The organism is Enterobacter sp. BIDMC 26 (assembly GCF_000534435.1).
Classification (GTDB): Bacteria; Pseudomonadota; Gammaproteobacteria; order Enterobacterales; family Enterobacteriaceae; genus Enterobacter; species Enterobacter ludwigii.
This window is the reverse complement of sequence record NZ_KI973182.1, coordinates 2,714,226-2,727,661: the sequence shown is the minus strand read 5'-3', so window position 1 is coordinate 2,727,661 and position 13,436 is coordinate 2,714,226. Positions and strand designations below refer to the sequence as shown.

The 13,436-nt window shown below is 53.4% G+C and carries 9 protein-coding genes, 1 tRNA gene and 2 rRNA genes; 6 read left to right on the top strand and 6 right to left on the bottom strand.

The genetic code is table 11. The features are described from left to right. Positions 1 to 44: 44 nt before the first annotated feature. The 4 genes from L462_RS10670 to L462_RS10685 all read left to right on the top strand — a co-directional run bounded on the left by L462_RS10670 (position 45) and on the right by L462_RS10685 (position 4,949). Positions 45 to 120: transfer RNA gene (locus tag L462_RS10670), tRNA-Glu, on the top strand. 192 nt (positions 121 to 312) lie between these two features. Further along, positions 313 to 3,219 (top strand): 23S ribosomal RNA (locus L462_RS10675). A gap of 63 nt (positions 3,220 to 3,282) precedes the next feature. Next, positions 3,283 to 3,398, top strand: a 5S ribosomal RNA gene (rrf, locus tag L462_RS10680). 255 nt (positions 3,399 to 3,653) lie between these two features. Further along, the gene (locus L462_RS10685; RefSeq protein ID WP_032678709.1) at positions 3,654 to 4,949 is read left to right on the top strand and encodes an MFS transporter; all 1,296 of its coding nucleotides are present in this window, start codon (positions 3,654 to 3,656) and stop codon (positions 4,947 to 4,949) included. On the opposite strand, the gene L462_RS10690 is transcribed toward L462_RS10685, so the two are convergent. The 5 genes from L462_RS10690 to trxC all read right to left on the bottom strand — a co-directional run bounded on the left by L462_RS10690 (position 4,946) and on the right by trxC (position 10,667). Then, positions 4,946 to 5,269, bottom strand: a complete 324-nt coding sequence (locus L462_RS10690; RefSeq protein WP_032678708.1) for a YfiM family lipoprotein — start codon at positions 5,267 to 5,269, stop codon at positions 4,946 to 4,948. The genes L462_RS10685 and L462_RS10690 overlap by 4 nt on opposite strands. A 45-nt stretch (positions 5,270 to 5,314) precedes the next feature. After that, complete coding sequence (gene pssA, locus L462_RS10695) at positions 5,315 to 6,670, bottom strand: CDP-diacylglycerol--serine O-phosphatidyltransferase (RefSeq protein WP_032678707.1); 1,356 nt, start codon at positions 6,668 to 6,670, stop codon at positions 5,315 to 5,317. 110 nt (positions 6,671 to 6,780) lie between these two features. Beyond that, positions 6,781 to 9,444, bottom strand: coding sequence for a bifunctional acetate--CoA ligase family protein/GNAT family N-acetyltransferase (pat, locus tag L462_RS10700; protein ID WP_032678706.1), 2,664 nt, complete (start codon positions 9,442 to 9,444; stop codon positions 6,781 to 6,783). A gap of 35 nt (positions 9,445 to 9,479) precedes the next feature. Beyond that, a complete protein-coding gene (tapT, locus tag L462_RS10705; protein WP_032678705.1) occupies positions 9,480 to 10,178 on the bottom strand; it encodes a tRNA-uridine aminocarboxypropyltransferase in 699 nt (232 codons plus the stop codon). Between the two features lie 69 nt (positions 10,179 to 10,247). After that, positions 10,248 to 10,667, bottom strand: a complete 420-nt coding sequence (gene trxC, locus L462_RS10710; protein ID WP_014171226.1) for a thioredoxin TrxC — start codon at positions 10,665 to 10,667, stop codon at positions 10,248 to 10,250. A 204-nt stretch (positions 10,668 to 10,871) separates the two neighbouring features. Between trxC and L462_RS10715 the strand changes: the two genes are divergently transcribed. Then, entirely contained in the window at positions 10,872 to 11,957 is a 1,086-nt protein-coding gene (locus L462_RS10715) for a tRNA/rRNA methyltransferase (protein ID WP_032678704.1), read from the top strand. Positions 11,958 to 12,002: 45 nt separating this feature from the next. Here L462_RS10715 and ung read toward each other — a convergent pair whose 3' ends face one another. Next, complete coding sequence (gene ung / locus L462_RS10720; protein ID WP_025203444.1) at positions 12,003 to 12,692, bottom strand: uracil-DNA glycosylase; 690 nt, start codon at positions 12,690 to 12,692, stop codon at positions 12,003 to 12,005. A gap of 314 nt (positions 12,693 to 13,006) precedes the next feature. On the opposite strand from ung, the gene grcA reads away from it, so the two are divergent. Continuing rightward, complete coding sequence (grcA, locus tag L462_RS10725) at positions 13,007 to 13,390, top strand: autonomous glycyl radical cofactor GrcA (protein ID WP_013098327.1); 384 nt, start codon at positions 13,007 to 13,009, stop codon at positions 13,388 to 13,390. Positions 13,391 to 13,436 lie beyond the last annotated feature (46 nt).

Below are 13,436 nucleotides of genomic sequence, written 5' to 3'. Positions count from 1 at the left end.
GATGAAAAGTAAATAGCAAGGCGTCTTGCGATTGAGACTTCAGTGTCCCCTTCGTCTAGAGGCCCAGGACACCGCCCTTTCACGGCGGTAACAGGGGTTCGAATCCCCTAGGGGACGCCACTTGCTGGTTCGTGAGTGAAAGTCACCTGCCGACATATCTCAAAACTCATCTTCGGGTGACGTTTGAGATATTTGCTCTTTAAAAATCTGGATCAAGCTGAAAATTGAAACGACACACATGTTATGTGTGTTCGAGTCTCTCAAATTTTCGCAAGTCGATGATGAATCGAAAGAAACATCTTCGGGTTGTGAGGTTAAGCGACTAAGCGTACACGGTGGATGCCCTGGCAGTCAGAGGCGATGAAGGACGTGCTAATCTGCGAAAAGCGCCGGCGAGGTGATATGAACCTTTGACCCGGCGATGTCCGAATGGGGAAACCCAGTGTGATCCGTCACACTATCGTTAACTGAATACATAGGTTAACGAGGCGAACCGGGGGAACTGAAACATCTAAGTACCCCGAGGAAAAGAAATCAACCGAGATTCCCCCAGTAGCGGCGAGCGAACGGGGAGCAGCCCAGAGTCTGAATCAGCTTGTGTGTTAGTGGAAGCGTCTGGAAAGTCGCACGGTACAGGGTGACAGTCCCGTACACGAAAGCACACAGGCTGTGAACTCGAAGAGTAGGGCGGGACACGTGGTATCCTGTCTGAATATGGGGGGACCATCCTCCAAGGCTAAATACTCCTGACTGACCGATAGTGAACCAGTACCGTGAGGGAAAGGCGAAAAGAACCCCGGCGAGGGGAGTGAAAAAGAACCTGAAACCGTGTACGTACAAGCAGTGGGAGCCTCTTTTATGGGGTGACTGCGTACCTTTTGTATAATGGGTCAGCGACTTATATTCTGTAGCAAGGTTAACCGTATAGGGGAGCCGAAGGGAAACCGAGTCTTAACTGGGCGTTAAGTTGCAGGGTATAGACCCGAAACCCGGTGATCTAGCCATGGGCAGGTTGAAGGTTGGGTAACACTAACTGGAGGACCGAACCGACTAATGTTGAAAAATTAGCGGATGACTTGTGGCTGGGGGTGAAAGGCCAATCAAACCGGGAGATAGCTGGTTCTCCCCGAAAGCTATTTAGGTAGCGCCTCGTGAATTCATCTTCGGGGGTAGAGCACTGTTTCGGCTAGGGGGCCATCCCGGCTTACCAACCCGATGCAAACTACGAATACCGAAGAATGTTATCACGGGAGACACACGGCGGGTGCTAACGTCCGTCGTGAAGAGGGAAACAACCCAGACCGCCAGCTAAGGTCCCAAAGTCATGGTTAAGTGGGAAACGATGTGGGAAGGCACAGACAGCCAGGATGTTGGCTTAGAAGCAGCCATCATTTAAAGAAAGCGTAATAGCTCACTGGTCGAGTCGGCCTGCGCGGAAGATGTAACGGGGCTAAACCATGCACCGAAGCTGCGGCAGCGACGCTTATGCGTTGTTGGGTAGGGGAGCGTTCTGTAAGCCGTTGAAGGTGTCCTGTGAGGGGTGCTGGAGGTATCAGAAGTGCGAATGCTGACATAAGTAACGATAAAGCGGGTGAAAAGCCCGCTCGCCGGAAGACCAAGGGTTCCTGTCCAACGTTAATCGGGGCAGGGTGAGTCGACCCCTAAGGCGAGGCCGAAAGGCGTAGTCGATGGGAAACAGGTTAATATTCCTGTACTTGGTGTTACTGCGAAGGGGGGACGGAGAAGGCTATGTTAGCCGGGCGACGGTTGTCCCGGTTTAAGCATGTAGGCGGAACGATTAGGTAAATCCGGTCGTTTATTAACGCTGAGGTGTGATGACGAGGCACTACGGTGCTGAAGTAACAAATGCCCTGCTTCCAGGAAAAGCCTCTAAGCATCAGGTAACATCAAATCGTACCCCAAACCGACACAGGTGGTCAGGTAGAGAATACCAAGGCGCTTGAGAGAACTCGGGTGAAGGAACTAGGCAAAATGGTGCCGTAACTTCGGGAGAAGGCACGCTGATATGTAGGTGAAGCCCCTGCGGGTGGAGCTGAAATCAGTCGAAGATACCAGCTGGCTGCAACTGTTTATTAAAAACACAGCACTGTGCAAACACGAAAGTGGACGTATACGGTGTGACGCCTGCCCGGTGCCGGAAGGTTAATTGATGGGGTTAGCGGTAACGCGAAGCTCTTGATCGAAGCCCCGGTAAACGGCGGCCGTAACTATAACGGTCCTAAGGTAGCGAAATTCCTTGTCGGGTAAGTTCCGACCTGCACGAATGGCGTAATGATGGCCAGGCTGTCTCCACCCGAGACTCAGTGAAATTGAACTCGCTGTGAAGATGCAGTGTACCCGCGGCAAGACGGAAAGACCCCGTGAACCTTTACTATAGCTTGACACTGAACACTGGTCCTTGATGTGTAGGATAGGTGGGAGGCTTTGAAGCGTGGACGCCAGTCTGCGTGGAGCCAACCTTGAAATACCACCCTTTAATGGCTGGTGTTCTAACGTAGACCCGTGATCCGGGTTGCGAACAGTGTCTGGTGGGTAGTTTGACTGGGGCGGTCTCCTCCCAAAGAGTAACGGAGGAGCACGAAGGTTAGCTAATCCTGGTCGGACATCAGGAGGTTAGTGCAATGGCATAAGCTAGCTTGACTGCGAGAGTGACGGCTCGAGCAGGTGCGAAAGCAGGTCATAGTGATCCGGTGGTTCTGAATGGAAGGGCCATCGCTCAACGGATAAAAGGTACTCCGGGGATAACAGGCTGATACCGCCCAAGAGTTCATATCGACGGCGGTGTTTGGCACCTCGATGTCGGCTCATCACATCCTGGGGCTGAAGTAGGTCCCAAGGGTATGGCTGTTCGCCATTTAAAGTGGTACGCGAGCTGGGTTTAGAACGTCGTGAGACAGTTCGGTCCCTATCTGCCGTGGGCGCTGGAGAATTGAGGGGGGCTGCTCCTAGTACGAGAGGACCGGAGTGGACGCATCACTGGTGTTCGGGTTGTCATGCCAATGGCACTGCCCGGTAGCTAAATGCGGAAGAGATAAGTGCTGAAAGCATCTAAGCACGAAACTTGCCCCGAGATGAGTTCTCCCTGAGACTTTAAGTCTCCTGAAGGAACGTTGAAGACTACGACGTTGATAGGTCGGGTGTGTAAGCGCAGCGATGCGTTGAGCTAACCGATACTAATGAACCGTGAGGCTTAACCTTACAACGCCGAAGATGTTTTGGCGATGAGAGACGATTTTCAGCTGATACAGATTACAGAATTTGCCTGGCGGCTTTAGCGCGGTGGTCCCACCTGACCCCATGCCGAACTCAGAAGTGAAACGCCGTAGCGCCGATGGTAGTGTGGGGTCTCCCCATGTGAGAGTAGGGAACTGCCAGGCATCAATTAAAAGAACCCCGTACCGTATGGTGCGGGGTTTTTTGCTTTGGGTTTTTCCCGCAGCCGGAGACGGCATCAGACTGTACACAGCCACACCAGCCAACGACCCTTAGTCTTTATCCTATAACTTACCTTGCTAACAGAAAATGTGATCTTACTCTCAATGTTATTTATAACAAAATAATAACATTTGCTTTACAAGATCGTGAGTTCTCAGGACTCAGCATGCCGTTTTTATGGCAGGAGCATAATCACAATGACAGAAAGCATAACATCGAACGGGACGCTGGCTGCCAGTGATTCCCGTAGAAGGGTATGGGCAATCGTCACTGCCTCTTCAGGGAACCTGGTGGAATGGTTCGACTTTTACGTCTACTCATTCTGTTCACTTTACTTCGCACATATCTTCTTCCCGTCCGGCAACACCACCACACAGCTTCTGCAAACGGCTGGCGTATTTGCTGCGGGCTTCTTAATGCGCCCCATTGGTGGATGGTTGTTTGGACGGATCGCAGACCGTCGAGGACGTAAGGCATCCATGCTGATTTCGGTCTGCATGATGTGCTTTGGCTCGCTGGTGATCGCCTGTCTTCCCGGTTATGACGCTATCGGGACATGGGCGCCGGCTCTTTTGCTACTGGCTCGTCTGTTCCAGGGACTTTCTGTTGGAGGAGAATACGGTACCAGCGCCACTTACATGAGTGAAATTGCCCTTGAGGGCCGGAAAGGATTTTACGCCTCTTTCCAGTACGTCACGCTTATTGGTGGCCAGCTTCTGGCCATTCTGGTGGTGGTTATTCTGCAGCAGGTCCTTACCGACAGCCAGCTTCATGAGTGGGGATGGCGAATTCCTTTCGCGATGGGTGCTGTACTGGCGGTCGTCGCACTCTGGTTGCGTCGTCAGTTGGATGAAACTTCGCAAAAAGAGGTCCGGGCGCTGAAGGAGGCGGGGTCGTTTAAAGGGCTGTGGCGTAACCGCAAAGCTTTCCTGATGGTTCTCGGGTTCACCGCGGGCGGTTCTCTCAGCTTTTACACCTTCACCACCTACATGCAAAAATATCTGGTGAACACCACGGGCATGCACGCCAACGTCGCCAGCGCTATCATGACCGTCGCGTTGTTTGTCTTTATGCTGATTCAGCCACTTATTGGCGCGCTCTCCGATAAAATAGGGCGTCGCACATCAATGCTGATCTTTGGCGGCATGTCCGCGTTATGTACTGTTCCTATTTTAACTGCGCTTCAGCACGTTTCCTCACCGTATGCCGCCTTTGGTCTGGTCATGCTGGCGATGGTCATTGTCAGTTTTTACACATCGATCAGTGGGATCCTGAAGGCTGAGATGTTCCCTGCACAGGTACGCGCTTTGGGGGTAGGGCTTTCTTATGCGGTCGCCAATGCGCTGTTCGGTGGCTCTGCGGAGTACGTCGCGCTGTCGCTTAAATCATGGGGGACGGAAACAACCTTCTTCTGGTACGTGACGGTGATGGGGGCACTGGCCTTTATTGTCTCCCTGATGCTGCATCGAAAGGGTAAAGGTATTCGTCTCTAATAGCGAGCCATCTGCCACACGGCATAGCCGGTCGTGGCACCGGCTACGTCCCAGGCAAAGTCTTTCCAGCTCCAGCCGCTCCCCGCGGGGCGGCTATCCCACAGTTCTTTTGAAGCCCCAAGGCTTACAGAGAACATCAGGCCGATTGCCGCACTACGATCGCGGCTGTACCCCTGATGTTGTGCATACTCATTACCGGCAGCGGACAGTATCGCGGAGGCGAGAAAGTGTTGCGCTTTATCCTGCCCGGACCAGCTATCGTTAGCCATGTGGCTACAGCCACTGAGAAAGAGAGCACTCACCAAGAGAAGAATACGCATTAGCGGACTCCAAAAAAAAGCCCTGTCGCTGACAGGGCCTGGACATCACAGAATACGGCTGATAAGTCTGTCAATACGGATTCGACGCAGGCGACGAATAAGCTTGCGGACTTTCACCGGGTAATCGGCAATGCTCTGCAGTTCACGGTAATGCTGAACCACAGTGGTATGCGTGCGAATAAGCTCAAGCTCACGTTCACGACTGGTCGCTAACTCATGTTTCGGGTCATGGATCAGGATGGCATTTTCGAGATCCAGACGCCAGGCGCGAGGGTTGAGGTTATTGCCCGTAAGCAGCATCCATTCATCGTCGACCCACATCCCTTTCAGATGATAACTGTTGTCTTCATCTTTCCACAGACGCACGACCAGCTGGTCAGTGTTAACGTAATACTGTAAACGGCTCAGGAAACGGCGCAGGTTAATCTCATAGAGATAAGGGAGGGCACCGATAATCTTGAACGGTTGATCTTCAGGAATAAAGAAGTCGTTAGCCGTTTTGTCACCGACGATAATTTCAACTTTTTTACCATTACGCAGCAGTTGAATGATATTACGCACCAGCACGGCGGGAAGGTTGAAGTAAGGGGTGCAGATGATGAGTTTCTGCTCCGCACACGGCATCAGGTGGAAAATCGTTTTGTTCAGCAGGCTTGATTTGCCTAACCCCACCAGCGGTGTAACGGATAGCTCTTCGTTATTGGCATCGCCCTGGAAATGGTAGACCGCATCACGCAGTTCCTGGCGGAACGCGCGGATATCATTTTTAATTTCCGGGCTTTTAGGACGGTGTGGATCGTCAAGACGATTTACGCCGCGACCCTGTACTAAGTTCTTATCAACCCAGTTAAACATGATATCCGCCATCTGCGGATTACGAACCAGATGGTAACGGTCATATCGATATTTATCGAGCTGATGAAGGTAAACATCATTCAGGCTCGCGCCGCTGTACAGCACGCTATCATCAATGATGAACCCTTTGAAATGAAGGACGCCGAGCGCTTCTCGGGTATTTACAGGTACGCCGTAAACGGGCACATCGACGCCAGGATTTTCCTGCGCCGTGCGGCAATACCAGTCAGCATTGGTGTTTGAAGCAGCAGCGCCTATACGGCCACGCTGAGCGCGGTGCCAGTCGACCAGCACGCGAATATCCAGTTCCGGACGTTGACGCTTGGCTTCATAGAGCGCATTTAAGATCGCGCGCCCACCTTCATCTTGTTCAAGATACAGGGCCACAATGCAAATGCGACGCGTAGCGCCGGCAATCTTTTCCAGAAGCGTCTCCCGAAAATGGGCGGGAGCGTAAAAGAACTCTACATCATCAACTGACTGAGAAATCTTCGGTAGTTGAGCAAGGTGTTGTTGATGTTTATTACGCTTAAATTTTGACAACATCACAGTGCGTTTCTTCTCTGTTCATTGAAGGGTTGTCTGTACCATGCAAACAACATAAGCGGACAATGATACCACCAGTCCCGTCCAAAGTGGGTAACATTTCCAGTAGCTTACTCGGCTTTATCCGCTGATATCAGGCTCAGGGATAAGGCCACAATACCTTCGTCCAGCTGAATATCAACGTCAAATCCAAGTTTTCGCGCCAGGGTCACCATACCGCGATTGTTAGGCATAGTAATGCCATTGAGGCGTAACAATCCGTGATCTCGCGTATAACTGATGAGTTTTTCCAGCAGCCGTCGCCCCAGACCCAACCCTTTAAGATCGGAGCGCACCAGCACAGCAAACTCCGCATCAACATTATCCGGGTCGGAAATAGCACGCGTAACGCCGAGGATCTCATCGCCCTTATCGGAACGACGAACGGCGACAAATGCCATTTCTCGATCGTAGTCGATCTGGGTCATATTGGCTAAATCATCGTGGGTAAATTCGTTGATTTCGCTAAAATAGCGATAGTAAAGATCCTCTTTCGTTACCTGAGAGATGAACGTGCGCAGCTGCGGTTCATCTTCCGGCAGGATAGGGCGGAACAACGCGCGCTCCCCGTTTTTCATCTCCACCCACTCCTCCAGCTGCAGAGGATACGGACGGATCGCAAGGCGGCTCTCTCTGTCACCCTCGAAAGGCGCGATATCCAGCGTGACGTCCAGAGCCGTAAACTCACTGCCGGAGGCGAGCAGCGGGTGGATGTCCAGCCGCTGGATCTCCGCGCAATCAACAATCAGGTTAGATACCTGCACCAGGAACTGACTCAACCCGGCAATATCAAGAGGGCGCAGCGCGCTTCGGCCCCGGATTTTTTTGCTTTTGATGGCCTGAATGATCAGATAGCGCGCCAGGTTCATGTTCAGTGGTGGCAAAGCCACGACCGCCTGCTCCTCAGGACGCCACTCGACGCCGCCTTCCCCCAGCATGATAAGCGGGCCAAAGACAGGATCGTATTCAACCACCACGCGCAACTCTTGAGCGCCCGCGCGATTAGCCATGCTTTGCACCAGCAGCCCGTGGATCCGAGCCTGAGGCCAGGCCATTTTGACCCGGTCAAATATGGCATCAGCGGCTTGCTGTACCTCGGCCGCAGTCCGCAGGTATAACATCACCCCCTGGACATCAGACTTATGCGGGATATCCGGTGAGCGAAGCTTGAGGGCAACGGGGTAGCCAATTTGTTCGGCAATATGCACGGCTTCGGCGCTGTCGCCGGCAATCCAGGTGGGCAGGGTTTGCATCCCGTAACTGCCCAGAATCGGCTGCACTTCGTGCGTATCAAGCGAGGTTGCTCCCTCTTCGATAGCCTGCTGTAAAAGCCGATGAACATCGGCGGTGTTCGCCGTCAGGTTACCCGGTAAAGCCGGGGTTTCACGGAGCTGCTTCTGGTTGCGGCGATACTCCACCATATGCATAAACGCCGTAATCGTGCCTTCCGGAGTGCGGTAGGTGGGCAGACCGGCTTCACTGAACAGGCGTCGTGCCTCCTGGGAAGAGAACTCACCGCACCAGTTGGTCAGCAGAGTGACATATTTACCACGAGGATGGTTCCGGACGGCGTCAATCAGTGCGCGCGCGCTTTCACTCCCGGGAGCGACCGCGCTGGGGGAGTGAATAATCATCAGCGCGTCGAAATCCTGGCTATCCAGTAAAAGGGAGATCGCCCTGATATAGTGATCGCTACTGGCGTCATCGCGCAAATCGAGGGGATTGCCTGGGCTAACGCTTGCCGGCAGCGCCTCTTTCAGGCGTTGTAGCGTCTCCTCACCCAGGGTGGCCAGCTTGCCATTGCGCAGCCACAGTTCATCCAGTGCAAGCGCGGCAGGAGCCGCGCCATTACTGACAATCATTAACTTCTCACCGCGTAACGGACGCATATGGCTTAACGTCTCGACGGCGGAAAAAAGCTCGTGTGTATCCTGAACCCGTAGCAAACCTGCGCGTTGAATCGCGGCATCCCAGGCGGGATCCATGCCGGAATGCGACTGCAGCAGACGCTGGGCGGCGGGGCTACGCCCGCTTTTGATCACCAGAATCGGCTTGTTACGGGACGCGCTACGGGAAGCCGACACAAAACGACGGGCGTCGCTCAGGTGCTCAAGATAAAGAAGAATGGCGCTGGTTTTGCTGTCGCGAGCCAGAAAATCGAGCAGTTCATCAACGTCGATGTCCAGGCTGTCACCCAGAGCAATGAAGTAGGAAAAACCCATCTCACGCTGTTGCGCCCAGTCGAGGATCGTGTTCGATACCGCAGCCGATTGCGAAATAAATGCGAGTTTGCCTTTGCGGATAGGGACCGGGGAGAAGCTGGCATTCAGCCCTTGCCACGGGGCGAGCAGGCCCAGACTGTTTGGCCCAAGAATGCGCATCTGGTAGCGACTGGCGCATGCCAGAAGCTCCGGCTGCTGTTCGGGCGGAGACGAGAGAATAATGCAGGTTTTACATCCTTTCCTGCCGAGCGACTCCAGCAGGGCTGGATTACGTTTCGCATTTGTACACAGGATGGCAAGGTCCGGTATGAAAGGCAGGCTCTGCACGTCCGGCCATGCCAGCACCCCCTGAACAGCCTTATAGGCAGGCGTCACGGGCATGACGGGGCCATTAAATCCGCCGGCCAGCAGGTTACGCATCATCAGATAGCCTGCGCGATCCGGTTTCATTGATGCACCGATAACGGCAATGGATTTAGGACGAAGTAGCGCTTCTAACCCTCGCTGGCTCATGCAGGCCTCCTGTGAATGCAAGCGACCTGATGATTTTAAACGTTGTCTGTCTCAGTTGCTGTGACGCTGCCCTTATGAACGGTTTTTCCTGCCAGGTAGCGTTCACGAAAGCGGGAGAAATGGCTCCCCAGCGCACCTGCCGCGACGGTATCTCCCGCTAAATCCAGAAGGGCAATCGCCACTTCAGCAGTACAGTACTGCCCGTCAGCATGCGCTTCTCGCAGGCGGTAGGCCGAGACGCGGGAAAGGTCGACCGAAATCACCGGCAATGAATCGAGATAAGGACTTTTGCGGAACATTTTTCGCGCTTCGGTCCAGGTTCCGTCCAGCATAATAAAAAGCGGCGGTTTACCAGATGGCGGTGCCGAAAGTACCTGGCGATCTTCGCCAGCATACGAGGCCGGAAATACGACCATTGGCTGATAGTCCGGGTTTGCCACTAAGTCGAGCAGGGCTTGAGGCGGTTCCGTGCGTGACCACTGAAATGCCGCGGTATCCGGCAGAATGTCGGCAATAAGGCGTCCGGTATTGCTGGGTTTCATTGGTTCGGTATCGAACATGACCAGGCAAAAACGACTCTTCGCGGTGCTCGGCGCAAGGGTCTCGCACAGACAAACTTTTAGCGGCAGCAGACAACGCTGACAGCGGCGAATACGATTGCCGCGGGCAAGAAAAGGGCGAGTCGCGCGGGCCAGGCGTGCGGCGCGCAGTTGAAGAACAGCGTTATCAGTCATGGGCGAAGTGCAGGAAAAACCCTATTTTCGCAGAGGAAGGAACGGGGCACAAGATGCGCCCCGTTAATGTTACAGCGATTCGTTTAACCAGCTATCAAACGGTGCTTTAGGAACGGCACCGTTAAGCATGTCGATCACTTCACCATTTTTGAAAATCATGATGGTTGGGATGCTGCGAATGCGAAAGCGTGCGCTCAGCTCACGTTCTGCTTCGGTATTGACCTTAACAAAACGCATTTTGCCGCTGCGTTCTTCGGCAACATCCTCGAAGACAGGCGCGAAGCTACGGCACGGACCACACCACGGTGCCCAAAAATCGACAACCACCGGAAGATCGTCCTTGAGGAGTTTGTCCAGCGTAGCACCCGTAGCGTTGATAACATCGCCATCAAACAGTTCATGGCCACAACGCCCGCATTTCGCACCATCTTCAATCCGATCGTCCGGAATGCGATTAAGAGCCTGACAGTTGGCACATACGGTATTCATAACTAACCTCTGATAAAGCCGTGGGACAGCGGCAGAATGCCGATAATGTTTCTAATATGTTACATATTATCATTCAGCCTGTTTGAAACGACAATGCGTTTTATTCAATGAGAACAATAGTCACAGGCTTTTGTACGAATTTATGGCTATGAGCTTGCACATCGGGTAATCTGCGCGCTTCGCGCAGCGCTGGTGGAGAAAAGCATGAACGACGAAATGAAAAACAAAAGCGGCAAGGTCAAAGTGATGTATGTCCGCAGTGATGATGACTCTGATAAACGCACCCAAAATCCGCGTACCGGAAAAGGTGGCGGGCGTCCGGCGTCTTCTCGTGCAGACGGTGGCCGTCGCCCCGCCCGCGATGACAGAAATAACCGCGGTGATGACCGCAAACGTGATGACCGCAAGCGTGACGATCGCAAACGCGATGATTTCTCGCGCGAGGGTTCATCCCCCTGGCGTACCGTTTCTCGTGCCCCTGGTGAAGAGGCGCCTGAAAAAGCCGATCACGGTGGTATCAGCGGGAAAAGCTTTATTGACCCGGAAGTGCTGCGCCGTCAGCGTGCAGAAGAGACCCGAGTCTATGGCGAGAATGCCTGCCAGGCGCTGTTCCAGAGCCGTCCTGAGTGCATCGTTCGCGCATGGTTTATCCAGAGCGTAACCCCGCGCTTTAAAGAAGCGCTGCGCTGGATGGCGGCAAACCGTAAAGCCTACCATGTGGTGGATGACGCTGAGCTGACGAAAGCATCAGGCACTGAACACCACGGTGGCGTGTGCTTCCTGATCAAAAAACGTAACGGGACTACCGTACAGCAGTGGGTTAGCCAGGCGGAAGCCGATGACTGCGTGCTGGCACTTGAAGATGTGGGCAACCCGCATAATCTGGGTGCAATGATGCGTAGCTGCGCGCACTTTGGCGTGAAAGGCGTGCTGTTACAGGATGCCGCGCTGCTGGAATCGGGTGCCGCGATCCGTACCGCAGAGGGCGGGGCAGAGCATGTTCAGCCGATCACCGGCGACAGCGTTCTGGATGCTATTGAGCAGTTCCGTAATGCGGGATATGCCATCGTCACAACCTCCAGCCATGCCGCTACGCCGCTGTTTAAAGCCACACTGCCGCGTAAAATGGTGCTGGTGCTGGGTCAGGAGCGTGATGGCCTGTCGGATGCTGCGCTTTCCAGCGCGGATCTGAGCGTCTCTATCGACGGTACAGGCAATGTTGAAAGTCTGAACGTTTCCGTTGCGACTGGCGTACTGCTGGCGGAATGGTGGCGTCAGAATAAAGCATAAGACTGTGCATCGGGTGTGCCCGCTAAAACGGGCACATCCGCTGCGTTACTCACTCTCAGCCGGTAACACTGGCATCCAGTCAATTGGCGTTTCGCCACGTTTTTCCAGCCACTCGTTCGCCAGAACAAAATGATTACAACCAAAGAAACCACGATGCGCTGACAGCGGTGACGGATGCGGTGCCTTCAGGACATGATGACGCTGCCTGTCGATGATCGCCCCTTTCTTCTGCGCGTGGGAACCCCACAGTAAAAACACCACCCCTTCACGATGCTCGTTGATAAGGCTGATGACTTTATCGGTAAAGGTTTCCCAGCCCAGGCTGGCGTGAGAATGTGCCTGACCGGCACGTACGGTGAGTACCGTATTCAGTAACAGCACGCCCTGGCGCGCCCAGCTTTCCAGATAACCATGCGTGGGCCGGGTAAACCCGGGCACGGTCTTTTCGAGTTCTTTGTACATGTTCAGAAGCGAAGGGGGGATAGCAACCCCAGGACGTACAGAGAAAGCAAGCCCGTGAGCCTGTCCCGGTCCGTGGTAAGGATCCTGGCCGAGGATAACAACTTTCACATCGCTGAGTTCGGTATAGCGAAACGCGTTGAAAACATCTTTTTGTGGCGGATAAATCGTCTGGCCAGACTGCCGCTCTGCCGCAACGGTGCTGAGGGTGTTAATAAAATAGGGCTGCTGTTTCTCTTCTGCCAGCACATCGTGCCAGGTCAACGGTGTCGTCATCTCGCTCTCCTGCGAATCACATTCTGCGCCTAGCTTAACCGCTAAAACCCGGGGTGCAAAATCCCAGGCATAAAATCACCGTAAGTCATTCAATTTATTTTGAATAGATGCGAAAGGAGTTGAGCTGGCAAAGCAATGAAATTGATCTGGAACAATAAAATCAAACCACACTCTTTGTGTGGTTGGTGTTTTTGTTGATTTAAATCAATAAATGACCGGGGTGCGAGTGATATATATACACACAAGAAACAATGGTTTTACCAATTGGCCGCGCGAGGCCGACACCAGTTAATGTAGCCTAAGGGAGGCAACACATGATTACAGGTATCCAGATTACTAAAGCTGCAAATGACGACCTGCTCAACTCTTTCTGGCTGCTGGACAGCGAGAAAAATGAAGCGCGCTGTGTAGTAGCGAAAGCGGGTTTTGCTGAAGATGAAATCGTTCCGGTGAACAAACTGGGCGAAATCGAATACCGTGAAATCCCAATGGAAGTAAAACCGGAAGTGCGCGTTGAAGGTGGTCAGCACCTGAACGTGAACGTGCTGCGTCGTGAAACGCTGGAAGATGCGGTTAAGCACCCGGAAAAATACCCACAGCTGACCATTCGTGTATCAGGTTATGCAGTACGTTTTAACTCTCTGACCCCGGAACAGCAGCGCGACGTTATTGCGCGTACCTTTACTGAAAGCCTGTAAGGTTTCAGTCTCGGGGGTGGAATAAAAAAGCCGGGGTTTTCCCCGG

Excerpts from the sequence above, each read along its gene's own strand:
- L462_RS10685 (WP_032678709.1), top strand. The coding sequence starts at position 3,654 with ATGACAGAAAGCATAACATCGAACGGGACGCTGGCTGCCAGTGATTCC.
- L462_RS10690 (WP_032678708.1), bottom strand. The coding sequence starts at position 5,269 with ATGCGTATTCTTCTCTTGGTGAGTGCTCTCTTTCTCAGTGGCTGTAGC.
- pssA (WP_032678707.1), bottom strand. The coding sequence starts at position 6,670 with ATGTTGTCAAAATTTAAGCGTAATAAACATCAACAACACCTTGCTCAA.
- pat (WP_032678706.1), bottom strand. The coding sequence starts at position 9,444 with ATGAGCCAGCGAGGGTTAGAAGCGCTACTTCGTCCTAAATCCATTGCC.
- tapT (WP_032678705.1), bottom strand. The coding sequence starts at position 10,178 with ATGACTGATAACGCTGTTCTTCAACTGCGCGCCGCACGCCTGGCCCGC.
- trxC (WP_014171226.1), bottom strand. The coding sequence starts at position 10,667 with ATGAATACCGTATGTGCCAACTGTCAGGCTCTTAATCGCATTCCGGAC.
- L462_RS10715 (WP_032678704.1), top strand. The coding sequence starts at position 10,872 with ATGAACGACGAAATGAAAAACAAAAGCGGCAAGGTCAAAGTGATGTAT.
- ung (WP_025203444.1), bottom strand. The coding sequence starts at position 12,692 with ATGACGACACCGTTGACCTGGCACGATGTGCTGGCAGAAGAGAAACAG.
- grcA (WP_013098327.1), top strand. The coding sequence starts at position 13,007 with ATGATTACAGGTATCCAGATTACTAAAGCTGCAAATGACGACCTGCTC.